Genomic DNA, 22,087 nt, shown 5'->3' with positions numbered 1-22,087 from the left:
CGCGGCCTTTGCAGTCCCCCGCCAACGAGTGGCACGGACGTCTATGAGGAGAATGCCAAATGCTGAGCCTGAGATCGGTCAATCAATTTTACGGGCAGAACCACACCCTGTGGGACATCAACCTGGAGCTGCCGCGCGGCCAGTGCACCGTGCTGCTTGGGCGCAACGGTGTGGGCAAAACCACGCTGGTCAACTGCATCATGGGGCATGTGCCGGTCGTGAGCGGCAGCATGACCTGGCAGCCGGTGGATCGGCCGCCGCAAAACCTGCTGTTGCAGCCGATGGAGCGCCGCGCCGCGCTGGGCATCAGCCACGTGCCCCAGGGGTGGCAACTCTTCTCGCAGCTGAGCGTGGAGGAAAATCTGCAGGTGGCGCAAATGGCCGGGCGCGGCGCCCCTCGCCGCATTCCGCCGCTGATCTACAGCCTGTTTCCCCATCTGCGCCAGATGCGCGCGCGCCGCGCCGGCGATCTGTGCGTGGGCGCCCAACGCCAGTTGGCGATCGGTCGGGCGCTGGCGCAGGAACCGACGCTGCTGATCCTCGACGAACCGACGGCGGGCGTGCCGCCCTCGATTGCCGCCGACATCGGCAATGTGATCCGCCGGCTCAACCGCGAGCTGGGCATGACCATTTTACTGGTGGAGCATCAGTTAGCGTTCGTGCGCCGGGTGGCGGACCGCTTCTGCCTGTTGGATAGCGGGCGCACTGTGGCGCACGGCGCGCTGGCGCAGCTGGATGAGGCGCTGATCGGCGCCGGGCTGGTGGGACAGAAGGAAGATGAGGGGTGAGCCCCCTCATTGAGAGTTTACAGCAGGCTGATATCCAGATACTGCCCCAACGGCGCCTGCTCGGCCTGCGGCAGGTGCGGAATTTCACCCAGCAGCGGCGCCGGCAACATGCGGCGCAGCGTGGCCAGGTATTCCTGATGCCGCCGCCCCGGAGCCACCACGTCGTTGGCGATCCAACCGGCCAACGTCAGCCCCGCCTGTTTTACCGCCTGCGCCGTCAGCACCGCGTGGTTGATGCAGCCCAGTTTGATGCCTACCACCAGGATCACCGGCAACTGCTCCTGCTGCACCCAGTCGGCGAAGGTGTACTGTGCCGATAGTGGGGTAAACCACCCGCCGGCGCCCTCGACCAACACCCAGTCGGCGCGCTGCTCCAGCCTGCGCAGGCCATCGGACAGCCGCGCCGCGTCGATCGGCCGGCCTTCATCGGCGCTGACGATATGCGGCGAGGTCGGTTCGGCAAAAACGTAAGGGTTCACTTCGTCGTAACGCAGCGCCACGCCGCTGTTGGCCTGCAGCGCCAGCGCGTCGCCGTTGCGCAGCCCCTCGGCGGTCATTTCGCTGCCGGAAGCCACCGGCTTATAACCGGCGCTGCGGTAGCCCGCCCGGTTGGCGGCCTGCAGCAGGGCGCTGCTGGCGACGGTTTTCCCCACTTCGGTGTCGGTGCCGGTCACGAACCAACGTTTAATCACGATAAATCACTCCATAAGCCAGATGATAGCTGAGCGGGAACTGCCCCTGCCGGCACGGGTAAGCCGCTTGCAACGCGGCGAGACGGCCGCGCGACATCAGGCCGCCCTCGCGCCCCTGATGCAGATGCGTGGCCCCGATGCCTTTGAGCGAACGCATCAGCGTCATCACGTCCGGGTAGTTCAGGGTACGCAACTCCGTGACCAGCGCGTGTCGATAGTCAGCACAGGCGGCGCGGATCTGCGCCAGCGGCAGGAAAGCGTTCACGTGGCGCTCGCCATCCACCTGCTGCCAGGCGTCCCCCAATTCCTGCAGCGATCCCGCCGCCAGCGTGGAAAACAGGATCACGCCGCCGGGGCGGGTCACGCGGTACAGCTCCGCCAGCGCGGCGGGCAGATCGCTGCACCACTGCACCACCAGGCTGCTGAAACAGATGTCCATCGCCGCATCGGGCAGCGGTACCTGTTCAATATCACCCAGCAAATAATGATGTGCCGCCTGGCGTTGGCGGGCGACGTCCAGCATACCCGGCGCCAGATCGAGCGCGGTTACCTGCATGCCGCGCTCCCGCCACAGGCGGCTGAAATAGCCGGTGCCGCAGCCGGCGTCCAGCAGCCGTTCGCCCGGCTGGGCACTTCCCATCTCCAGTAAGCGCTCGCCAACGTCACGCTGCAACTCGGCAGCGGCATCGTAGCTGCCGGCGGCACGGCTGAAGGCCGAGGCGACCGCCTGTTTGTTCACCGTGTCATTGGCTAACGTCATGCAATACCTCCAGCAGGCGATCGATGTCCTGCGGCTGATGCGCCGCCGTCAGGGTGATGCGCAGCCGCGCACCGCCCGGCGGTACCGTCGGTGGGCGGATGGCACTCACCCACAGCCCGCGCTCTCGCAGGCTGGCCGCCAGATCGAGCGCGCGTTGATTGTCACCCACCAGCAGCGGCTGGATGGCGGTGTCGGAGTCCGTCAGAGTCAGCGCCAGCGGCGCCGCGCCCTGGCGGAAACGGCGGATGTTGTCCTGCAGCCGGCTGCGCAGTTCATCGCCCTCTCGAATGCAGGCCAGCGCCGCCTGCAGCGCGCAGGCCTGCGCCGGCGGCATCGCGGTGCTGTAAATCAGATGGCGGGCGAACTGCAGCAGGTACTCGGCGGTCGCGTCATCGCACAATACCGCCGCGCCGCTGACGCCGAACGCCTTGCCGAAGGTCGCCACCAGCAGTTCAGGGCGCACGCCCTGCTGCCAGCAGCTGCCGCGGCCTTGCTCACCGCGCACGCCGACGCCGTGGGCATCGTCCACCATCAGCCAGGCACCCGCCGCACGGGTTAAACGGTGCAGCTCCGCCAGCGGCGCGCTGTCGCCGTCCATGCTGAATACCCCTTCGGTCACCGCCAGCCGCTGCCCATCGCAAGGTTTGGCCAGCAGATCCGCCAGCGCCTGCGGCTGATTGTGCTGGAAGCGGCGCAGCTCGGCCGGCGATTGCGCCGCCGCCTCCAGCAGCGAGGCGTGGCTGAGGCGATCGGCCAAAATACGGTCGCCCTTCTGCATCAGTGCCGCCAGTACCGCCTGGTTGGCGGCGTAACCGGAGATGAACAGCAGCGCGCGCGGGTAGCCGAGCCACGCCGCCAATTGCTCCTCCAGCGCCTGATGCGCTGCGCAAAAACCGGTGACGTGGCCCGAACCGCCGCTGCCGACGCCGTAACGCTGCGCGCCCTGCTGCCAGGCGGCGATCACCCGCGCATCCTGGCTCAACCCCAGGTAGTCGTTGCCGGAGAAGTTCAGGTAAAGACGATCGTCGAGCCGAATCTGGCGGCCATTGCCGCCCTCGGTGGTTTGCCGCCGACGGTAGGCGGCGTTCAGGCGCCGCTCTGCCAGCGCCTGCTCGATGCGTTGTGGCCAGCTCATCACAGCGCCGCGTTGTAAAACTCGGCGGTATCGGCGTTCAGCAGCTGCTTAGCCAGCACCTGCTGTTGCTGGTTGTCGCCGTGTTCGGTGGCGGTCTGCTGCGGGTTCAGCCCCAGCTTGCGGAACAGCTGCAGGTCTTTGTCTTCTTCCGGGTTCGGCGTGGTCAGCAGCTTGCAGCCGTAGAAGATTGAATTGGCACCGGCCATAAAGCACATCGCCTGGGTCTGTTCGTTCATCTGTTCACGGCCGGCGGAGAGACGGACATAAGAGGACGGCATCATGATGCGCGCTACCGCGATGGTGCGGATAAAATCGAACGGTTCGACATCGTCGTTATCCGCCAGCGGCGTGCCTTTCACCTTCACCAGCATGTTGATCGGCACGCTCTCCGGCGGCTTCGGCAGATTGGCCAGCTGCACCAGCAGCCCGGCGCGGTCGCGCACCGTTTCCCCCAGCCCGACGATGCCGCCGGAGCACACTTTGATGCCGGCATCGCGCACTTTATCGAGCGTATCCAGGCGCTCCTGATAGCTGCGGGTGGTGATGATGTTGCCGTAGAATTCCGGCGAGGTGTCGAGGTTATGGTTGTAGTAATCCAGCCCGGCCTCCGCCAGCCGCTCGGCCTGAGTGCCGTCCAGCGTGCCCAGCGTCATGCAGGTTTCCATGCCCATCGCTTTCACGCCCTGCACCATCTGCTGCAGATAAGGCATATCGCGCTCGTGCGGGTTCTTCCACGCCGCGCCCATGCAAAAACGGGTCGAGCCGTTCGCCTTGGCCTTGCGCGCCGATTCCAGCACCTGCTCGACCTGCATCAACCGCTCCGACTCCAGACCGGTCTTGTAGCGCGAACTTTGCGGGCAGTATTTGCAGTCTTCCGGGCAGGCGCCGGTCTTGATCGACAGCAGCGTGCTGACCTGCACCTGACGCGGGTCGAAGTGCTGGCGGTGTACGGTTTGCGCTTCGAACAGCAGTTCAAGCAACGGTTTATCAAACAGGGCCTGGGCTTGCCCTACTGTCCAGTGAATGCGGTCGGCCATCATGGCGTCTCCAAAACGAAAAAGTGTCGCCAGTTTAAATATTGTGGATATACTGTCAACCAATCTTAATTCAATTTGGTTTACAAGCATGTCTGTCACCGCTTCCGACCTGGCATTTGACCAACGTCATATCTGGCACCCCTACACCTCCATGAGCCGCCCGTTACCCTGTTACCCGATCGCGTCGGCCAGCGGCGTCGAGCTGCAGCTGGCGGATGGCCGGCGTTTGGTGGACGGCATGTCCTCCTGGTGGGCAGCGATTCACGGTTACAACCACCCGCACCTGAATCAGGCTGCCAGCCGGCAATTGGAGAAGATGTCGCACGTGATGTTCGGCGGCATCACCCATCCGGCCGCCATCTCGCTGTGCCGTCGGTTAGTGGAGATGACGCCGGAAGCGCTGCAGTGCGTGTTCCTGGCGGATTCCGGTTCGGTGGCGGTGGAAGTGTCGCTGAAGATGGCGCTGCAGTACTGGCAGGCGCGCGGCGAGCGGCGGCAGCGCATCCTGACGCTGCGCCACGGCTATCACGGCGATACCTTCGGCGCGATGTCGGTCTGCGATCCGGACAACTCGATGCACAGCCTCTATCAGGGCTATCTGGCGCCGCACCTGTTCGCCACCGCGCCGCAGTGCCGCTTCGACGACGAATGGCGCGAAGAGGACATCGCGCCATTCGCCGTGCTGCTGGAACAGCACGCCGGTGACGTGGCGGCGGTGATCCTGGAGCCGGTGGTGCAAGGCGCCGGCGGCATGCGCATCTACCACCCGACCTACCTCAAGCGGGTGCGCGAGCTGTGCGATCGCCATCAGGTGCTGTTGATCGCCGACGAGATCGCCACCGGCTTCGGCCGTACCGGCAAACTATTCGCCTGCGAGCACGCGCAGGTGGTGCCGGACATTCTCTGCCTGGGCAAAGCGCTGACCGGCGGTTACATGACCCTTTCCGCCACCCTGACCACCCGCCACGTGGCGGAGACCATCAGCAACGGCGCGGCCGGCTGCTTTATGCACGGGCCGACCTTTATGGGCAACCCGCTGGCCTGCGCGGTGGCGGACGCCAGCCTGGCGCTGCTGGCGGAAAACCGCTGGCAGGCGCAGGTGAGCGCCATCGAAGCTCAGCTGAAGCGGGAACTGCTGCCGTTGGCGGCGCTGCCGAAGGTGGCGGACGTGCGGGTGCTGGGTGCGATTGGGGTGGTGGAGATGCGCGAGCCGGTGGATGTCGCCGAGCTGCAGCGCGGGTTTGTCGAGCGCGGGGTGTGGATCCGGCCGTTTGGCAAACTGATTTACCTGATGCCGCCTTACATCATCGAAGCTGAGCAGCTCAGCCGCCTGACGGCCGCCGTGGCCGCCGCCGCGCGCTGAACCTTACCAATGCTGGTCCAGATAACGGGCCAGCAGCCCCAGACACAGCAGCCACAGCACAATGATCGTCACCGCCGCCATGCGGCCGGTGGGGTTGTCGACGCGCTTTTGCGCCTCCTCGCGCAGCTCGGCCATCAGCGGTTTGGGGATCAGGCGCACCGCCAGCATGATGCCCAGCGGCACGATGATCACGTCGTCCAGATAGCCCAGCACCGGAATGAAGTCAGGGATCAGATCGATCGGCGAGATCGCATAGCCGGCCACCAGCAGCGCGATCAGTTTGGCGTACCACGGGGTGCGCCGATCGCGGGCGGCCAGCCACAGCGCGTAAATATCGCGCTTGATGCTTTTGGCCCAACGGCGCAGCCAGCCGAACCACGGCGTGCGTTTTTTCAGTGAAATCATGGTGGCGTCGTTTGGCTATCCGGCAGTCTGTAGGGAGGAAGATGCCGCCATGGTAACCGATCCGCGCCGCCGTTGGCGAATGGCAATGCCGCTTGTATTACCCCGCCAAAAAGATCTAGCTTAAGGGTTCAGCATTTACCGACAACTGGGAGTCACTATGGCTTTTCGTTTGTACAGCAACAGTCTGCAGGACGGCGGCAAGCTGCCGCAGCAGCAGGTCTTCAACGGCATGGGCTACCACGGCGATAACCTCTCGCCCCACCTGGCCTGGGACGGCGTGCCGGCCGGCACCAAGAGCTTCGTGATCGCCGTTTACGATCCCGATGCCCCGACCGGCTCCGGCTGGTGGCACTGGATCGTGGCCAATATTCCCGCCGATGTGCGCGAGCTGCCGCAGGGCGCAGGCTCCGGCAAAGCCCCACTGCCCGCCGGCGCGCTGCAGACCCGCACCGACTTCGGCTCGGCCGGCTACGGCGGTGCGGCGCCGCCGCAGGGCGAAAGCCACCGCTACCAGTTCACCGTACATGCGCTGGACGTGGAAAGCATCGAGGTGGACGAGGGTTCCAGCGGCGCGCTGGTGGGCTTTAACGTCCATTTCCACAGCCTCGGCAGCGCCACGCTGACGGTGACGTTCAACTGATTCCCCCACCAATAAAAAGCGCGGCTCAACCGAACCGCGCTTCCCCTATTTGCCAGGCTGCCGAATTACTTCGCCAAGACGCTCACCCACATCGGGCCTTTGCCCACCGGATAACGCGCCAGCGTGGTCAACTCGCCGCTGCGCTGGTCAATCTCATGCACCGCGATGTGATCGGATTTCTGGCCGGACGAAATCACGAAGCGGCCGCTGTGATCGATGTTGAAACCGCGCGGCTGCGCTTCGGTCGGGTGATGGCCGACCACGCTCAGCGTGCCGCCGTCTTCGGAAACGCTGAAGATGGTCAGAATGCTGGCGGTGCGATCGCTGGTGTACAGGAAGCGGCCGTTCGGCGTGATATGAATGTCCGCCGCCCAGCGGGTGCCGTCGAAGTCGGCCGGCATGATGTCCAGCGTCTGCGTCACGGTGTACTTGCCGCCGTTTTCCGAGATGGCCAGCACGTCCACCGTGCCGTCCAGTTCATTGACGCAGTAGGCGAACTTGTGGTTGTGGTGGAACGCCATATGACGCGGGCCGGCGCCGGCGGCGGTCGCCACCGCGTCCTGCGCGTGCGGCGTCAACTGGCCGGCCAGGCTCAGGTTGAACAGGCGGATGCGGTCTTCTTTCAGGCACGGCACCAACACCAGCTGGTTGGTCGGATCGATGTTCGCCGAGTGCGGCGCGGTCAGGCCGTCGATCTGCTGAATAGGCGCCGTCACTACGCCGTCGTGGCCGATCGGGCTGACGCTGGCGCAGTTGCCGCTGTAGGAGGCGCAGAACAGGTAACGCCCCTGCAAGTCGGTGGAGATATGGGTCGGGCTACCCGGCAGCGGCGCCATGCCTGCCTGCTGCAACGTGCCGTCCGCCTCGATGCGGTAGCTGACGACGCCGAACGCCGGACGCACACCGACGTACAGGTGGGTCTTGTCCGGATGAAGGGTCATCGGCTGCACCTGGCCCGGTACGTCAACGGTTTGCAGCAGCGCCAGCGCGCCGGCGTCGCTCAACTGCCAGACGTGGATCTGCTGGCTCTCCGGGCTGGCGACATAAACGATTTGCTTCATGTGTTCTCCTTGCAAAGGGTAAAAGAGGAACCGGTTTCAGGCCGTTCGATTATCCCTAGCTTACCGCACATCCGTCGCATGGCAACCCTGCTTAGCACCGGAAGCTCACGCGGTTTTCTCCATTGGCTATCCGGTGTACCATCGGATTAATTTTATGGCTAACGATAACGAGAACCCTATGAGCTACCGCGTCATCGCCCTCGATCTTGACGGCACCCTGCTGGACAACCAAAAACGCATCTTACCGCAGTCGCTGGAAGCGCTGGCCCAGGCGCGCGCCGCCGGCATCCAGGTGGTGGTGGTCACCGGCCGTCACCACGTCGCCATCCATCCGTTCTACCAGGCATTGCAAATAGACACCCCGGCCATCTGCTGCAATGGCACCTACCTGTATGATTTTCAGCAGAAAAAGGTGCTGGCCGCCGATCCGCTGGCAAAAGATCAGGCCAAGCAGGTGCTGCAGATGCTCAAACAGACCGACATTCACGGGCTGATGTACGTCGACGACGCCATGCTATATCAGGAGCCGAGCGGCCACGTGACCCGCTCGCTGGCCTGGGCCGAAACCCTGCCGGCGGCGCAGCGCCCGACGCTGCTGCAGGTCGGCAGCCTGGCGCAGGCGGCCGACGACGCGCAGGCGATCTGGAAATTCGCCACCTCGCACGCCGATACTCCGATGCTGCGCGAGTTTGCCGACACGGTGGAGAAAGAGCTGGGGTTGGCGTGCGAATGGTCCTGGCACGATCAGGTGGATATCGCCAAAGGCGGCAACAGCAAAGGCAAACGCCTGCGCCAATGGGTGGAGTCGCAGGGGCTGAGCATGGATCAGGTGGTGGCGTTCGGCGACAACTACAACGACATCAGCATGCTGGAAGCGGTCGGGCTGGGGGTGGCGATGGGCAACGCCGATGACGCGATCAAGGAACGCGCCGATCTGGTGATCGCCGATAACCTGCAGCCGGGCATCGCCGAGGTGATCCGCACCCGCGTGCTGTAGTCTTTTCGCCCTCCCGTCGGGAGGGCCTGCCTTAGCGGCTCTCGCGGCTGATCGACACGCTTTTCACCTGTGCGTATAGCCACTGCCCGGGGCGGATCGCCAATTCGTCGCGCGCCCAGGGCGTAATCCGCGCCCACAGCACGTGTTCCCCGACCGCCAGCTTCACTTCCACCTGCCCGTCCACCTCCAGACACTCGCTCACCTTGGCCGGCAACACGTTGCGAATGCTGCTGTTGACCGGTGGCTGCAGCACCAGCGAGACGTCGGCGGCGTTGATGCGAATACGCAGTTGTGTGCCCAGTTCGGCGTCGATGCCGCTGACCCACAACCGCTGATCGCCGAGCGCCAGCGCGGTCATGGCATAACGTTGATGATGCTCGATCACGCTGACGCGCAGCACGCTGCTCTGATCTTCACGTTGCAGCCACGGCCGCAGTGCGCTGCTGGCCCAAACGTCCTCCAACCCGCCGAAAGCGCGCACCTCGCCGCGATCCAGCACCATCACCTGTTCGGCCAGGCGCAGGATCTCGTCCAGGCTGTGGCTGACGTAGAGAATGGGGATGTTAACGTCCTGCGCCAGCCGCTCCAGATACGGCAGCAGCTCGCGCTTGCGCGGCAGATCGAGCGAGGCCAGCGGTTCGTCCATCAGCAACAGTTCCGGCGCAGTCAACAGCGCGCGGCCGATCGCCACCCGCTGTTTTTCACCGCCGGACAGCGTCAACGGCAGCCGATTGAGCAGCGGCCCGATGCCCAGCAGCTCGACGATGGTGTTGAACTGCGCGCGCATGCCGGCCGCCATGCCGTACTGCAGGTTGCCGCGCACCCGATAGTGCGGGAACAGGCGCGCATCCTGGAACACATAGCCGATGCGACGCTTTTCCGGCGGCAGGCACAGGCCGGTGGCGGTATCCACCAGCGGGCGGCCGTTGAGCGCGATGCGCCCTTGCTGCAGGTGAGTCAGACCGCCGATGGCGTTGATCAGGGAGGTTTTGCCCGCGCCGGACAGGCCGAAAATCGCGGTGATGCCCTGCGCCGGCAAATCGGCGCGGACGTTGAGATTGAGATCGCCCAGCTGCTGCGAGAAATCCAGCTCCAGCATTTACACCCCCATCCGTTTGCGGCCCCAGCGGGCCAGCCATTCGGACATCATCAGCGAAGCCAGCGACAGCACGATGGCGATCGCGCACAGGCGCGCGGCGGCGGCTTCCGCCCCCGGCGTTTCGATCAGCGTATACATCGCCAGCGGAATGGTGCGGGTTTCACCGGGAATGTTGGAGACGAAGGTGATGGTGGCGCCGAACTCCCCCAGCGAGCGGGCGAAGGCCAGCACCACGCCGACAATGACGCCGGGCAGCGACAGCGGCAGCGTAATGGTGAAAAACACCCGCCACGGGTTAGCGCCCAGCGTGCGCGCCGCCTGCTCCAGTCGGGTATCCACCGCCTCCAGCGCCAGCCGAATGGCGCGCACCATCAGCGGAAACGCCACCACCGCCGATGCCAGCGCGGCACCGCGCCAGCTAAAGCTGAAGCTGAACCCGAACCAGTCGTACAGCCACTCGCCGATCGCGCCGCGCCGCCCCATAGCGATCAGCAGCAAATAGCCGACCACCACCGGCGGCAGCACCAGCGGCAGGTGGATAATGCCGTCCAGCAGCGCCTTGCCGGGAAAGCGACAACGCACCAGCACCCAAGCCATCAGAATGCCGAACGGCAGACTGCAAGCCACCGCCAAACCGGATACTTTCAGGCTCAGCTCAACCGCCTGCCACTCGTACTCACTCAGAATCATTTACGCGGGGTGAATCCATAATGTTCGAAAATAGCGGCCGCTTCCGGGCCCTTCAGATAGGTATAGAAAGCGCTGACCGTCGGATTTTGGCGATCTTTCACAATTGCCATCGGATATTCAACCGGTTTGTGGCTGTCTTCCGGGAATACGCCCACCACTTTCACCTTGTCGCTGGCGACCGCATCGGAGCCGTAGACGATGCCGAGCGGCGCTTCACCACGCTCCACCAACGCCATGGCGCTGCGCACGTTGTTGGCGCGCGCCAGTTTCGGTTCCAGCGCGCTCCAGGCACCCAGGTGCTCCAGCGCTTCTTTGGCGTAGATGCCGGCCGGCACGTGATCCGGATCGCCCACCGCCAGGCGGCCGCCGTTCAGCAGTTTGGCCCAGTCGGTCTGTTTGTCGATGGCGATCTTATCTTGCTTATCGCTCTTGGCGGCGATCAGCACCAGTTCGTTGCCCAACAGCGTGTAGCGGGTATCTTTTACCATCTGCTGCTTGTCGATGGCGTAATCCATCCACTGTTGATCGGCGGAGATAAACAGATCGGCCGGGGCGCCCTGCTCAATTTGGCGCGCCAACGTCGAGGACGATGCGAAGGAGGACACCACCTGCACGTCCTTGCCTTTTTGATACTGGGTGGCGATGTCCTGCAGCGCGTTGGTCAGCGACGCGGCGGCAAACACGGTGATCTTCTCCGCCGCCGAGGCCTGAGCCACCAGACCCGACGCCAACACGATCCCGCCAACCCATTTGGTCCATTGCTGTTTCATTGTTTTTCTCCGCAAGTTAACGTGCATTATCACTCTTCGTTATATAAAAAATAATATAACGTTGCGCGAAAGCTTGTCATGCGGTTTATCGGCAAAGCGTGAGATAACTTGAGGAATGCCCGCCGGGCGATGCCGACGGGTATCGGGATGGGGAACGGTTAGTGCTGAGTACGATTTTCTTTCGAACGACCCACTTTGGAGAAAACGTTGAATATTTCGCCAAAACCGTAAATCAGACCGAGAATGATCGCCATAACGATCGGCACCATCACCACGGCAAACAACAGACTTTTCAATAATTCCAACATGATAGCCTCGCTTAACTGCCCAATGAGCGGCAAATGCCTTTCACCGCATAAGGGTTATTCTAACCCAAAAGAACGGGTAAAACCGGGGTTATTTTAGTCAGCGGGGCGAATTTGTATTCGGCCAAACGTGCCCTTTGATGCCCCGGCTCGCTGGCCTTAATCCTGAACGGGATAGTAAATCAGCGGCGGCGCATAGCCGGCGGGCGCAGCCAGCCTGGCCTCCAGCCCGTACACCGCGCGAATGTTCTCCGGCGTCAGCGCCTGCCGCGGCGCCCCCGTCGCATAAACCGCGCCCCGCTGCAACAGCGCCACCCGATCGCAATAACAGGCCGCCAGATTCAGATCGTGCAGTGTCACCACCACGCTGAGTTTCAGCCGCCGCAGCAAGGCCATAAACTGCTGCTGATGGGCGATATCCAGATGATTGGCGGGCTCGTCCAGCAGCAGCCACGGCGTTTGCTGCGCCAGCGCGCGCGCCAGATGCACCCGCTGCTGTTCGCCGCCGGACAGCCGCTGCCAATCGCGATCGGCCAGGTGGCTGATGCCCACTTGCTCCATCGCCTGCCCGGCGATGCGGCGATCCTCGGCAGCGAATCCGCGCCAACGGCCGACATGGGCCAGGCGCCCCAGCAACACCGCCTCCTTTACCGGCAGCGCGAAGGCGCCGGGGGCGGATTGTTCGAGAAAGGCGATGCGCCTGGCGCGCTCCCGCCCGGAAAATGCGGCGATCTCGCGCCCTTCCAACCATACGCGGCCGCCGTCAGCGGGCTGCAGCCCGGCCAGCAGCTTGAGCAACGTGGATTTGCCGCTGCCGTTGACGCCGAGCACGCCGGTGATCTCGCCGGGCAAGGCACAGATACTGAGATTTTCCAGCACCGTGCGCGCTCCCGCCTGCCAGCTCACCGCCTCGGCGCACAAGCCGGATCGCGTTTTTTCAACCGTCATGCATTGACCTTCCGATACAGCAACAGCAGGAATACCGGCACACCCAACAATGCGGTCAACACGCCTACCGGCAGCTCGCGCGGGGCAAACAGCGTTCTGGCCAGCGTGTCCGCCGCCACGGCGAACAGGGCGCCGCACAGCGCGCTGGCCGGCAACAGCAGCCGATGCCGCGAGCCGACCAGCCGCCGGGCGACGTGCGGCACCGTCAGCCCGATAAATCCCACCGCGCCGCTGAACGCGACGATCGCCGCCGTCAGCGCGGTGGTCGCCACATACAGCAACAGCTTCAGCGGAGCCACCGCCACCCCCAGCGAAGCGGCGGTCACACCGCCGAACGCCAGCGCGTCCAGCTCACCCGCCCGCAGCCAGCAAAGCAGCAGCACCGCCGCCAGCGCCAACCCGCACAGCCAGACCTGCGGCCAGCGCGCGTCGCTGAACGAACCCAGCAGCCAGAACATCACGCCGCGCGTAACGTTGGCGTCCGCCTGCCACAGGGTGATCAGCGAAGTCAGCGCAGAGAGCAGCTGCGTCACCGCCACCCCGGCCAGAATAAACAGCGTGGACTCCCCCTGCAGCGAACGCCCGGCCAGCAGCATCACCAACGCAAACGCCCCCAGCGCGCCGAGAAATGCCCCGCCGGACACCGACAGCAGACCGCCGCCCAGCCCCAGTACCAACACCGTTACCGCCCCCACGCCGGCGCCGGAGGAGATCCCCAGCACCCAGGGATCGGCCAGCGGGTTGCGGGTCAGCGACTGCAGCACGGTGCCCGCCAGCGCCAGCCCGGCGCCGGCCAGTGCCGCCAGCAACGCGCGCGGTATGCGCAGCGACCAGATGATGCGCTGATATACCTCGGCATCGGGCGCTTCGCCGCCGCTGACGCCAAATACGATGCGCCAGGCTTCATGCCACGCGATCGGCGCAGGCCCCGACAGAGTGGCCGCCAGCAGGGCCAGCGGCAGCGCCGCCGCCAGCAACAGCAGCCAGCCGGCCTCACGGTCGGGCAGTAACCGCCGGTTCATGCTATTTCCAGCCTGCGATCACATAGTCGTCCAACAGCTGCCACACCGTCCCCGCCTCGCTGAAACCGGCCTGTCTGAGGGCCGCGAGCTGGAAATCCAGCGGCGTCGGCGGCGGCACCGAGCGGCCGGCGAACAGCGCTTCACGCTCGGCCTGATAAGCGGCCAGCGCCGGCGATTGCAGCGCGCCCGCGAACCAGCGATCCCAATCCTCGACGCCGTTTGCCCAGGCGCGCTGCTGGGTTTGCTCGTCGTGCCGCTCGGCCAACGCTTTCAACCGCGGCTGGCGGTGGTCATAACGCTGATGATCGGCGTTCAGGAACACGCCACCATCGGCCAACAGCCTGGCGACGTTGCGGTACAGCGCCAGCTGCTGCTCCGGCATCAACCAGTGCAGCGCCGTGCTGGAGACCGCCGCCTGCGGCGCGGGGCCCGACAGCGCGGAAAAACAGGCGGGATCAGCCAGATCGGCCTGCAGAATGCGGATCCGATCGCCGTACTCCGCCAGCGCGCCGCGCGCCACCGCCAGCAGCAGCGGATCGAGATCGATGGCGGTCACCCTGGCCTGCGGAAAGCGCTGCAAAATGCGCAGGCTCAGCGAACCTGGGCCACAGGCCAGATCCACCACGTGAAAATCCTGGCCGGCGGCGAGCGCCAGCACCTCCAGCTGGGCGTTAAAACGCGCTTCCCGCTCGGCGATGTAGGCCGCCTGCTGGCGATCCCAGGAGTCCAGCAGCGAAGAGAATGAAACGGCAGTCATATCAAGGTTCCTTGTTGGAAAAAGTCGGAGCCTGCGGCGGCAAATCCTGCAGGCCCCGAATCAAACGGCCCAGCGCCGCCACGGTGCGGGCGGAAGGGTCCATGTCATAACCGGGGAGGATCACGTAGCGCCGCTGACGCACGGCGCGCAGCGTCGCGGTCAGCGGGTGATGTTCCAGAAAGGCGATCTTGTCCGCCGCGCTGTCGCCGAGGCCGCCGCGCGGCAGATCGCCGAGCACGATCGCATCCGGATCGCGGGCGGCGATGGTTTCCCAGGACACCGTCGGCCACAGCTCGGGCCGATCGCCGAACAGGTTCGCGCTGCCGACGCTGCGGCTCAGCAAGCCCGGGGCGCCGCAGCAGCCCGCCACATAAGGCGTCTGCGTACCGGCATACCACCACAGCAGACGCCAATGCGGCAGCGGCGCGCGCTGCGCCTCAAGCGCCCTCAGCTGCCCGCGCAACCGTTCGACCAGCACTTCACCGGCGCGGCCGACGTTGAAAATACGCGCCAGCTCCCGCAGCTCGGTGAAAATGTCTTCGAACGTCAGCGCGGCGGCGATCGCGCTTTGCTGGCCGCTGCAGGCGCCGGGAGAGAGGTAGCTGCCGATGCCCCATGCCGCCAGCCGCGCCTGATCGGGCGTTTCCGGGCTGTGCAGCCAGTAATAGCTGGCCGAATAGACAAAATCCGGCCGCATCAGCAGCAACGCTTCCGCCGAGGGTGGCGCTGGGCTGGTCGGTACCCGCAGCGCATCGGCCGGCGCCGTCGGCGCGGGATCGCGCGCGCGGTCATACCCGACCACGCCGATCGCGCGGCCGGCCAGCCCCAGCGCCAACAGGTTTTCCAATGCCGGATTGGCGTAAACCAGCACCCGCTGCGGCGGCTGCGGGTAATCGCGCGTTACCCCGCAATTTTGCAGGCTGACGGCATCGGCACGCAGCGGCACGCCTCCGCCCAATCCCAGGGCGCACAACAGCAGGCCAAGCCAGCGTTTCACGCCGTCAGAACCTGACCGACACGAAGGTTTCATAGCTGCGCGGCGGCGCGATCAGCGCCTGGTCCGGGTAGGTGCGCTGATAGGCGTACAGCTGGTTGGTGGCGTTGCGAATGCGAAAACCGACATCGACGATCGGCGTCAGCTGATAGTCCGCCGCCAGATCGAGCGTGGTGTACGCGCGCATCTTGCGGCGGTTGGCGTCGTCGTTGTAACTGCTGCCGACGTAACGCAGCGAAGAAACCAGCCCCAGGCGCTCCGTCGCCTGATAATGCACGCTGAGGTTGGCGGCCCAGTCCGGGATATAGGCCGGGCGATTGCCGTTGTAGCTGCGCAGCGGGCTGCCGCCGCGATAGTCGTCGTAGCGGGCATGCGTGTAGGCGGCGTTGCCGGCCAGCTCCCAGCGCTCGTCGGGACGCAGCACCACGCCAAGCTCGATGCCGCGCGACGTCTGCCTGCCTACCGCACTCAACGCATCCGGCCGCTGCGCGTCGGGCACAAACAGGTTGTCTTTGCGCAGTTCGTACAGCGCCAGCGTCACCTCGCCTTTATCCTCCCAGAACTGCCCTTTGGCGCCGGCCTCCCACTGGCGCGCTCGCGTCAGCGGCAGATCGGTCTGCGTTGGGCTGAGGAAGAACAAATCGTTGCCCGGCTCCTGGCCGGTGGTGTAGTTGGCGTAGATCGTGAGGTCGTCGGTCAGCGCATAGCTGGGGCCCAGGCTCCAGGTGCTGAAAACGTAGGTGCGCGCGCGGCTCTCTGCCTGCGGCCCCTGGAAGCGCCAGTCCATATTCATGTGGTTGTAGCGCAGCTGGCCCAGCAACGCTAAACGCTCGGTCAGGCTGAAACGATCTTCGAGAAAGGCGGCGTACTGGTTCTGGGTGACGTGGCGTACCGGCGCACGCTGGCGGTCGGTGCCCTGGGCGAACGGCTCTCTGGGCGGCGCCCCGAGCGGCACGTCTTCGGAGCCGGGGAAACCGTTGGAGTAATACTGAAAATGCCGCTTGCTCAAATCGAGGCCGACCAGCAACCGGTTATCGAACCCGGCGACGGCGCGGTCGAACACCAGCGAACTGCGGTTGCCGATCAGATCGTCGTCGTGTGCCAAGGCGCCGAAGGAGTCGCGGTTGACGTCGCCGGGCCGGGCCGCCGCCGTGACGCGGAAACGCTCGACGTTGCGCCATTCGCGAAAGCCGCTGTAGTAATAGAATTGGTTATGCCACTCCACGTCGGGCGTCATAAACCAGTCCAGACTGGCCTGAAATGCCGTGGCGTTGCTCTGGATGCGGCTGTCGGTGAGGTTATTGTAATTGATGTCGCGCAGCTCGCCGGCAATGCGCCCGTCCAGCAGCGGCGTGCCATAGTAAGGGTTGTTGGTGCGGTTGAGCATGCGATCCAGGCTCAGCGTCAGCAGCGCATCGTCCGTCAGTTTAAACAGCAGCGAGCCGGAAACCCGCTTCTGCCGATCGCGTTCATACTGCACGTTGCTGCCGCTGTCGTTGCCGCTGACGTCCAACCGGTACGCCACCGCGTCATCCACCAGCGCGCCGCCGGCCCCCAGATGCAGGCGCTGGCTGCGGTAGCTGCCGAAGCCATAATCGAGCTCGAACGGCTGGCGGCTGAAGGTCGGCCGCCGCGAGATCAGGTTGACGCTGCCACCCGCGGCGCTCAGCCCGTTCAATGCCGATCCCGGCCCGCGCAGCACCTCGACGCTGTCGTAATGAGAAGGATCGCCCAGCTGCAGCGTGCTGCCGGGCATCTCCACGCCGTTGTACAGCCAGGCGATCGGCCGGAAACCGCGCGCGGAAAAGTTGTTGGACAACGTTGGCGAAGCGACGCCGGACAGACCGGTGGCGCGCTCAACGGCGGCGGCCAGCGAGCGATCGCCCCGCTGTTGGATCGCTCTTGCGCTGATGATATCGACGCTGCGCGGCGTCTCCCGAGCGGTCAGCCCGAGCTGCGAAGCGCTGCGGCTCACGGCGCTCAACGCATCGTAGCGCCCGGCGGGGGCCGCCGCCTCCACGGTGAGCTGTTCTTCGCACCCCGTGGCATTGCGGGCTTTATCGCAGTCGGCAGCGATGGCCAGCGGCGCCGTCAGTGCGCCGCCGACCCAGGCGGCAAGGCATAAAGATTGTCTGGGCGTGCGAAGACGCCGGCGTGTCGTACTCATGTGGAGCATCCCTGTGGTGAAATAAAAATCGGCCGCAACCGGCGTAAAGCTTATCGTTTTTATGTTATGTTATATTATAACAATAATACAGTGCCAGTCTTTATTACCCACGCTTTCCACCGCACTGCGTTTGGCGCTTTGCCGCCAAATCGGCGACAATAAGATTTTTGCCGCCGACAGGATGTGCTATGCAGGCCGAAATTCTTCTGACTCTTAAACTCCAGCAAAAGCTGTTCGCCGATCCGCGCCGCATCGCACTGCTGAAACAGGTACAGCACACCGGCTCCATCAGCCAGGGCGCCAAACTGGCGGGCATCAGCTATAAAAGCGCCTGGGACGCCATCAATGAAATGAACCAGCTGGCGGAACAAACGGTGGTGGAACGCGCCACCGGCGGTAAAGGCGGCGGCGGTGCGCAGCTGACGCACTATGGCCAGCGGTTGATACAGCTGTATGACCTGCTGGGCCAGGTGCAGCAAAAGGCCTTCGACGTATTGCAGCAAGACGACCTGCCGCTCGACAGCCTGCTGGCGGCCATCTCGCGCTTCTCGCTGCAAACCAGCGCCCGCAATCAGTTTTTCGGCACCGTGATCGAACGCGATCATCAGCAGGTGCAACAGCATCTGGCGATCTTGTTGAACGACGGCGGTACTCGCCTGACGGCGGCCATCACCCAGCAAAGCGCCGACCGGCTGCAGCTGACGCCCGGCAAAGAGGTACTGGCGCTGATCAAAGCGCCCTGGGTGCGGTTAAGTGTCGATGCGGCGGATAACGCCGGCGCAGATAACGCGCTAGCGGGCGTGGTGGCCGGCATTCAGCCGGGCGCCGAACACAGCGAGGTGCTGGTGACGCTGGCGGGCGGCGAAACCCTGTGTGCCACCCTGACGACGGCGGAGTTGCAGCGTCTGCAATTAAGCGTCGGCACTGCCGTACACGCCCTGTTCAACGCCGATCACGTGATTGTCGCCACGTTGTGTTAAGCGCAACGTGACGTTGCGTTTTTGTTGATTGACATCACCGTGCAATGCGCCTAATTCTAAGGCAAATAATTGCAAAAAAAGGAACAGGTGATGTCGTCGTTGCACATTTCGCAAGGTTCATTCCGCTTAAGCGATACTCGCACCCTGACGCTGGACGCGCTGGAAATCCAGGCCGGCGACAGCTGGGCCTTCGTCGGCGCCAACGGCAGCGGCAAATCCGCCCTGGCGCGCGCGCTGGCGGACGAACTGGTTCTGCTGAGCGGTGAACGCCGCAGCGATTTTCAGCACGCGGTGCGCATCTCCTTCGAACAGCTGCAAAAAATGGTCAGCGACGAGTGGCAACGCAACAACACCGATCTGCTCAGCGCGGACGAGGACGACACCGGCCGCACCGCGGCGGAAATCATTCAGGAAGAGGTGAAAGACGCCGCGCGCTGTGAACGGCTGGCCGCGCAGTTCGGCATCACCGCCCTGCTGACGCGCCGCTTCAAATACCTCTCCACCGGCGAAACGCGTAAAACCCTGCTGTGCCGGGCGCTGATGCCCGAGCCTGACCTGCTGATCCTCGACGAGCCCTTCGACGGGCTGGACGTTCACTCGCGCGCGCAGCTCGCCACGCTGCTGAGCGCACTTTCCGCCCAAGGCCAGACCGTGGTGCTGGTGCTCAACCGTTTCGATGAAATACCGGATTTTGTCCGGCAGGTGGGCGTGCTGGCGGACTGCACCCTGACCAGCCGCGGGCCGCGTAGTCAGGTGATGGCGGATGCGCTGGTGGCGCAGCTGGCGCACAGCGAAAATCTCAGCGGGCTGGCGCTGCCGGAGATCGAGGATCCGACGCAAAAGGTGACGCTGCCGGCGGATCGGCCGCTGATCGTTTTGCGCGACGGCGTGGTCAGCTATAACGATCGACCGATCCTCAACCACCTCGACTGGCAGGTTAACCCCGGTGAACACTGGCAGATCGTCGGCCCGAACGGCGCCGGCAAATCCACCCTGCTCAGCTTGATCACCGGCGATCATCCACAGGGCTACAGCAACGATCTGACGCTGTTCGGCCGCCGCCGCGGCAGTGGGGAAACCATCTGGGAAATCAAACGCCATATCGGCTACGTCAGCAGCAGCCTGCATCTGGATTATCGCGTCAACACCAGCGTGCGCAACGTGGTGCTGTCGGGGTTCTTCGACTCGATCGGCATCTATCAGGCGGTTTCGGATCGTCAGCGGCAGCTGGCCGAGCAATGGCTGGCGCTGCTCGGGCTCGACGGCGCGCGTGGCGATGCCCCGTTCCACAGCCTTTCCTGGGGCCAACAGCGGCTGGCGCTGATCGCCCGTGCGCTGGTGAAGCACCCGGCGCTACTGATCCTCGACGAGCCGTTACAGGGGTTGGATCCGCTCAATCGCCAGCTGGTGCGCCGCTTCATCGACGTGCTGATCGGCCAGGGCGCCACCCAGCTGCTGTTCGTGTCGCACCATGCCGAAGACGCGCCGCAATGCATCACCCACCGCCTCAGCTTTGTGCCTGACGGCGAGGGCGGCTACGGCTACCAACATCAGCGGCTGGAAGCGGCCTCCGCCTGAATACACGGCGCAAACATATCCGGCAACACTTCACCGCAGCACATCACATTTGGCCTTTTATCATAGAAAGAAAGAAGGCCATTCTCTGGAGACGCCATGTCCGCTGCGTTGATTATCATTGACCTGATCGAGGATCTGATCGGGCCTAAAGGACGCGCCAACCACTGCCGCGAACAGGTGGTGGCGAGCAACCTGCTCGCCAACGTCAATGCCGCCGCGGCCTACGCTCGGGTGCGGAAAATTCCGGTGATTTGGGTGCGGGTGGGGTTCGCCGACGATTATCATGACATCCCGCCCCACTCGCCGCTGTTCAACCATCTGAAACAGATCGGCGCGCTGCGGTTAAACAGCCCGGGCTGCCGTTGGGTGCCCGAGTTGCAGCAGGAAGAGACCGATCTGCAGTTTGAAAAAACAGCGGTTTGCGCCTTCTCCGGTAACAATTTGTTAGCCTGGCTGCGGCAGCATCGGTGTCACCATCTGCTGCTGGCGGGCGTCAGCACGCCGCTGGCGATCGAGAGCACCGCACGTCAGGCGCACGACGCCGGCTTCCAGGTGACCGTGCTGCACGATCTGTGCGCAGCACCGACGCAGGAGATCCACCAGCAGAGCCTCGATATTCTGCAAAACCTGGCGGAAATCACCCGTTCGCAGGCATGGATGAAAGGCTGACCTCATCACCGCCGGTCGTGTGGGCCGGCATAATGCACGAATCCGTCACTGCCCCGACCTTTCGCGTCATCCTGGTGTGCTACTATCCGCTCTAGCGCTCAATTTCGCCATACTCGCACGCCGCAAAAGCGCTGAGCGCCGTGTACATATTTTAAAGGGACATATTATGTGGGGCGTACTGGCTGCTTCGTTATTTTTCTTGCCGTTTAACCGGCTGATAGCCTGGGCGATCCTGGCTGCCTCGGCGGGCATGGGGCTTTATCATGGGGTGCTGACGCCACTCAGCCTGAGTTATCTGTTAGCGATTGTGGCGCTGGCGGGGCTGCGCCACCGCTTCCGCGAGCAGCGCAATCTGGCGATCGCGCTGGAAGGGTTGGTGGTCGCCGGCTGCGTGGCGCTGTTCTTGCACTGGGTGCCAGGCATCCACAATCAACTGATGATCGACGGCGAAAAAGCCGGCCCGCTCAGCGCGCCGTTCACCATGTACTACAACTTCGATAAGGCAATGGTGCCCTTCCTGCTGTTCGCCTGCTTGCCCACGCTGTTTTCCGCCGATCGCGGCGGCAGCGCCGGCAAAGCGAGCTGGATTGCACTGCTGGCCGCCGTACCGGCGCTGCTGCTGCTGGCCGTGGCGCTAGGTGGATTGAAAGTCGAGCCACATGCACCCGCCTGGATCCTGCCTTTCGTGATGGCAAACCTGTTCTTCGTCTGCATGGCCGAAGAAGCGCTGTTTCGTGGCTACCTGCAACAGCGGCTCAGCCAGTGGCTGGGCGCCTGGCCGGCGCTGATCATCGCCGCCGCCGTGTTCGGCGCCGCGCATCTGGCCGGCGGCCTGCTGATGGTGATCTTCGCCACCCTGGCCGGGTTGATCTATGGCCTGGCATGGATGTGGAGCGGCCGCCTGTGGGTGCCGATCCTGTTCCATTTCGGGCTTAACCTGACCCATCTGCTGTTCTTCACCTACCCGTTGTATCAGCACCCTTAACGGCTGACGCCGGCAGAGAGCGCTCTCTGCCGGCTGGCCGGGTGAAAACGCTATCACAAGTACCTCACCCCTACACCACGCCTTACCTTACAACCAGCATCCCTCCGCCTGTCTGGTCGTGCCATCAAAGTGTAAACGATTCCATTTTTCGCGTTAGATCACCTTTTTACCGCCGCGGTCGTGCTATCTTTTTGCGCAATAACCTCTCCCTGTCCAGCAAAGGGCGCGTTAAAACGGTGATTGAA

23 protein-coding genes are annotated in these 22,087 nt (G+C 64.2%); 8 read left to right on the top strand and 15 right to left on the bottom strand.

Annotation, left to right across the window (positions count from 1 at the left end):
• Positions 1-59 precede the first annotated feature (59 nt).
• The gene (locus BHU62_RS04665; RefSeq protein WP_073529416.1) at positions 60-788 is read left to right on the top strand and encodes an ATP-binding cassette domain-containing protein; all 729 of its coding nucleotides are present in this window, start codon (positions 60-62) and stop codon (positions 786-788) included.
• A gap of 17 nt (positions 789-805) precedes the next feature.
• Here BHU62_RS04665 and bioD read toward each other — a convergent pair whose 3' ends face one another.
• The 4 genes from bioD to bioB are packed head-to-tail and all read right to left on the bottom strand — an operon-like array spanning position 806 to position 4,412.
• Complete coding sequence (bioD, locus tag BHU62_RS04660) at positions 806-1,480, bottom strand: dethiobiotin synthase (protein WP_073529415.1); 675 nt, start codon at positions 1,478-1,480, stop codon at positions 806-808.
• A complete protein-coding gene (gene bioC, locus BHU62_RS04655; protein WP_073529414.1) occupies positions 1,473-2,240 on the bottom strand; it encodes a malonyl-ACP O-methyltransferase BioC in 768 nt (255 codons plus the stop codon). The genes bioD and bioC overlap by 8 nt, the downstream gene beginning before the upstream one ends.
• Positions 2,224-3,375: an 8-amino-7-oxononanoate synthase gene (bioF, locus tag BHU62_RS04650; RefSeq protein WP_073529413.1), complete on the bottom strand. Its 1,152-nt coding sequence runs from the start codon at positions 3,373-3,375 to the stop codon at positions 2,224-2,226. The genes bioC and bioF overlap by 17 nt, the downstream gene beginning before the upstream one ends.
• Complete coding sequence (gene bioB / locus BHU62_RS04645) at positions 3,375-4,412, bottom strand: biotin synthase BioB (RefSeq protein ID WP_073529651.1); 1,038 nt, start codon at positions 4,410-4,412, stop codon at positions 3,375-3,377. The genes bioF and bioB overlap by 1 nt, the downstream gene beginning before the upstream one ends.
• An 88-nt stretch (positions 4,413-4,500) precedes the next feature.
• Between bioB and bioA the strand changes: the two genes are divergently transcribed.
• Positions 4,501-5,775: an adenosylmethionine--8-amino-7-oxononanoate transaminase gene (bioA, locus tag BHU62_RS04640; RefSeq protein ID WP_073529412.1), complete on the top strand. Its 1,275-nt coding sequence runs from the start codon at positions 4,501-4,503 to the stop codon at positions 5,773-5,775.
• A 3-nt stretch (positions 5,776-5,778) separates the two neighbouring features.
• Here the strand turns inward: bioA and BHU62_RS04635 are convergent, their stop codons facing one another.
• A complete protein-coding gene (locus tag BHU62_RS04635) occupies positions 5,779-6,180 on the bottom strand; it encodes a YkvA family protein (RefSeq protein WP_073529411.1) in 402 nt (133 codons plus the stop codon).
• Between the two features lie 157 nt (positions 6,181-6,337).
• On the opposite strand from BHU62_RS04635, the gene BHU62_RS04630 reads away from it, so the two are divergent.
• Positions 6,338-6,820, top strand: a complete 483-nt coding sequence (locus BHU62_RS04630) for a kinase inhibitor (protein WP_073529410.1) — start codon at positions 6,338-6,340, stop codon at positions 6,818-6,820.
• A 65-nt stretch (positions 6,821-6,885) separates the two neighbouring features.
• Here the strand turns inward: BHU62_RS04630 and pgl are convergent, their stop codons facing one another.
• Positions 6,886-7,881: a 6-phosphogluconolactonase gene (pgl, locus tag BHU62_RS04625; protein WP_073529409.1), complete on the bottom strand. Its 996-nt coding sequence runs from the start codon at positions 7,879-7,881 to the stop codon at positions 6,886-6,888.
• Between the two features lie 178 nt (positions 7,882-8,059).
• On the opposite strand from pgl, the gene BHU62_RS04620 reads away from it, so the two are divergent.
• Positions 8,060-8,878 (top strand): pyridoxal phosphatase, encoded by an 819-nt coding sequence (locus BHU62_RS04620; RefSeq protein WP_073529408.1) that lies wholly within the window; start codon positions 8,060-8,062, stop codon positions 8,876-8,878.
• A 31-nt stretch (positions 8,879-8,909) separates the two neighbouring features.
• On the opposite strand, the gene modC is transcribed toward BHU62_RS04620, so the two are convergent.
• The 9 genes from modC to BHU62_RS04575 all read right to left on the bottom strand — a co-directional run bounded on the left by modC (position 8,910) and on the right by BHU62_RS04575 (position 17,630).
• Positions 8,910-9,977 carry a molybdenum ABC transporter ATP-binding protein ModC gene (gene modC / locus BHU62_RS04615; protein WP_073529407.1) on the bottom strand — a complete coding sequence of 356 codons (1,068 nt, stop codon included), beginning with the start codon at positions 9,975-9,977 and terminating at the stop codon, positions 8,910-8,912.
• Positions 9,978-10,667: a molybdate ABC transporter permease subunit gene (gene modB / locus BHU62_RS04610; protein ID WP_073529404.1), complete on the bottom strand. Its 690-nt coding sequence runs from the start codon at positions 10,665-10,667 to the stop codon at positions 9,978-9,980. It abuts the gene before it with no gap.
• Positions 10,664-11,437, bottom strand: a complete 774-nt coding sequence (gene modA / locus BHU62_RS04605; RefSeq protein WP_073529401.1) for a molybdate ABC transporter substrate-binding protein — start codon at positions 11,435-11,437, stop codon at positions 10,664-10,666. The genes modB and modA overlap by 4 nt, the downstream gene beginning before the upstream one ends.
• Before the next feature lie 158 nt (positions 11,438-11,595).
• Complete coding sequence (locus BHU62_RS04600) at positions 11,596-11,745, bottom strand: AcrZ family multidrug efflux pump-associated protein (protein ID WP_073529399.1); 150 nt, start codon at positions 11,743-11,745, stop codon at positions 11,596-11,598.
• Between the two features lie 156 nt (positions 11,746-11,901).
• The gene (locus BHU62_RS04595) at positions 11,902-12,690 is read right to left on the bottom strand and encodes an ABC transporter ATP-binding protein (protein ID WP_073529397.1); all 789 of its coding nucleotides are present in this window, start codon (positions 12,688-12,690) and stop codon (positions 11,902-11,904) included.
• On the bottom strand, positions 12,687-13,712 hold the full coding sequence (locus BHU62_RS04590) for a FecCD family ABC transporter permease (protein WP_073529395.1): 1,026 nt from the start codon (positions 13,710-13,712) through the stop codon (positions 12,687-12,689). The genes BHU62_RS04595 and BHU62_RS04590 overlap by 4 nt, the downstream gene beginning before the upstream one ends.
• A gap of 1 nt (position 13,713) precedes the next feature.
• Positions 13,714-14,469: a class I SAM-dependent methyltransferase gene (locus BHU62_RS04585; protein ID WP_073529393.1), complete on the bottom strand. Its 756-nt coding sequence runs from the start codon at positions 14,467-14,469 to the stop codon at positions 13,714-13,716.
• Between the two features lies 1 nt (position 14,470).
• Positions 14,471-15,466 carry an ABC transporter substrate-binding protein gene (locus BHU62_RS04580; RefSeq protein WP_236720635.1) on the bottom strand — a complete coding sequence of 332 codons (996 nt, stop codon included), beginning with the start codon at positions 15,464-15,466 and terminating at the stop codon, positions 14,471-14,473.
• A gap of 4 nt (positions 15,467-15,470) precedes the next feature.
• The gene (locus BHU62_RS04575; RefSeq protein ID WP_073529391.1) at positions 15,471-17,630 is read right to left on the bottom strand and encodes a TonB-dependent receptor; all 2,160 of its coding nucleotides are present in this window, start codon (positions 17,628-17,630) and stop codon (positions 15,471-15,473) included.
• A 188-nt stretch (positions 17,631-17,818) separates the two neighbouring features.
• On the opposite strand from BHU62_RS04575, the gene modE reads away from it, so the two are divergent.
• From modE to BHU62_RS04555, 4 genes are all read left to right on the top strand, one after another.
• Entirely contained in the window at positions 17,819-18,610 is a 792-nt protein-coding gene (modE, locus tag BHU62_RS04570) for a molybdenum-dependent transcriptional regulator (protein ID WP_073529390.1), read from the top strand.
• A 90-nt stretch (positions 18,611-18,700) separates the two neighbouring features.
• Positions 18,701-20,188: a molybdate ABC transporter ATP-binding protein ModF gene (gene modF / locus BHU62_RS04565; protein ID WP_073529650.1), complete on the top strand. Its 1,488-nt coding sequence runs from the start codon at positions 18,701-18,703 to the stop codon at positions 20,186-20,188.
• Positions 20,189-20,284: 96 nt separating this feature from the next.
• Positions 20,285-20,857 carry a cysteine hydrolase family protein gene (locus tag BHU62_RS04560; RefSeq protein WP_073529387.1) on the top strand — a complete coding sequence of 191 codons (573 nt, stop codon included), beginning with the start codon at positions 20,285-20,287 and terminating at the stop codon, positions 20,855-20,857.
• A gap of 166 nt (positions 20,858-21,023) precedes the next feature.
• The gene (locus BHU62_RS04555) at positions 21,024-21,842 is read left to right on the top strand and encodes a CPBP family intramembrane glutamic endopeptidase (RefSeq protein ID WP_073529364.1); all 819 of its coding nucleotides are present in this window, start codon (positions 21,024-21,026) and stop codon (positions 21,840-21,842) included.
• Positions 21,843-22,087: the final 245 nt, after the last annotated feature.

The organism is Serratia marcescens (genome assembly GCF_001902635.1).
Taxonomy (GTDB): domain Bacteria; phylum Pseudomonadota; class Gammaproteobacteria; order Enterobacterales; family Enterobacteriaceae; genus Serratia; species Serratia marcescens_F.
The sequence above is the reverse complement of the archived record's forward strand: the minus strand, read 5'-3'. Positions and strand labels throughout refer to the sequence as shown.

Excerpts from the sequence above, each read along its gene's own strand:
- BHU62_RS04590 (WP_073529395.1), bottom strand. The coding sequence starts at position 13,712 with ATGAACCGGCGGTTACTGCCCGACCGTGAGGCCGGCTGGCTGCTGTTG.
- bioF (WP_073529413.1), bottom strand. The coding sequence starts at position 3,375 with ATGAGCTGGCCACAACGCATCGAGCAGGCGCTGGCAGAGCGGCGCCTG.
- BHU62_RS04585 (WP_073529393.1), bottom strand. The coding sequence starts at position 14,469 with ATGACTGCCGTTTCATTCTCTTCGCTGCTGGACTCCTGGGATCGCCAG.
- BHU62_RS04665 (WP_073529416.1), top strand. The coding sequence starts at position 60 with ATGCTGAGCCTGAGATCGGTCAATCAATTTTACGGGCAGAACCACACC.
- modB (WP_073529404.1), bottom strand. The coding sequence starts at position 10,667 with ATGATTCTGAGTGAGTACGAGTGGCAGGCGGTTGAGCTGAGCCTGAAA.
- BHU62_RS04620 (WP_073529408.1), top strand. The coding sequence starts at position 8,060 with ATGAGCTACCGCGTCATCGCCCTCGATCTTGACGGCACCCTGCTGGAC.
- BHU62_RS04575 (WP_073529391.1), bottom strand. The coding sequence starts at position 17,630 with ATGAGTACGACACGCCGGCGTCTTCGCACGCCCAGACAATCTTTATGC.
- BHU62_RS04600 (WP_073529399.1), bottom strand. The coding sequence starts at position 11,745 with ATGTTGGAATTATTGAAAAGTCTGTTGTTTGCCGTGGTGATGGTGCCG.
- BHU62_RS04595 (WP_073529397.1), bottom strand. The coding sequence starts at position 12,690 with ATGACGGTTGAAAAAACGCGATCCGGCTTGTGCGCCGAGGCGGTGAGC.
- bioC (WP_073529414.1), bottom strand. The coding sequence starts at position 2,240 with ATGACGTTAGCCAATGACACGGTGAACAAACAGGCGGTCGCCTCGGCC.
- modC (WP_073529407.1), bottom strand. The coding sequence starts at position 9,977 with ATGCTGGAGCTGGATTTCTCGCAGCAGCTGGGCGATCTCAATCTCAAC.
- pgl (WP_073529409.1), bottom strand. The coding sequence starts at position 7,881 with ATGAAGCAAATCGTTTATGTCGCCAGCCCGGAGAGCCAGCAGATCCAC.
- modF (WP_073529650.1), top strand. The coding sequence starts at position 18,701 with ATGTCGTCGTTGCACATTTCGCAAGGTTCATTCCGCTTAAGCGATACT.
- BHU62_RS04560 (WP_073529387.1), top strand. The coding sequence starts at position 20,285 with ATGTCCGCTGCGTTGATTATCATTGACCTGATCGAGGATCTGATCGGG.
- BHU62_RS04630 (WP_073529410.1), top strand. The coding sequence starts at position 6,338 with ATGGCTTTTCGTTTGTACAGCAACAGTCTGCAGGACGGCGGCAAGCTG.
- modE (WP_073529390.1), top strand. The coding sequence starts at position 17,819 with ATGCAGGCCGAAATTCTTCTGACTCTTAAACTCCAGCAAAAGCTGTTC.
- bioA (WP_073529412.1), top strand. The coding sequence starts at position 4,501 with ATGTCTGTCACCGCTTCCGACCTGGCATTTGACCAACGTCATATCTGG.
- bioB (WP_073529651.1), bottom strand. The coding sequence starts at position 4,412 with ATGGCCGACCGCATTCACTGGACAGTAGGGCAAGCCCAGGCCCTGTTT.
- modA (WP_073529401.1), bottom strand. The coding sequence starts at position 11,437 with ATGAAACAGCAATGGACCAAATGGGTTGGCGGGATCGTGTTGGCGTCG.
- BHU62_RS04555 (WP_073529364.1), top strand. The coding sequence starts at position 21,024 with ATGTGGGGCGTACTGGCTGCTTCGTTATTTTTCTTGCCGTTTAACCGG.
- BHU62_RS04635 (WP_073529411.1), bottom strand. The coding sequence starts at position 6,180 with ATGATTTCACTGAAAAAACGCACGCCGTGGTTCGGCTGGCTGCGCCGT.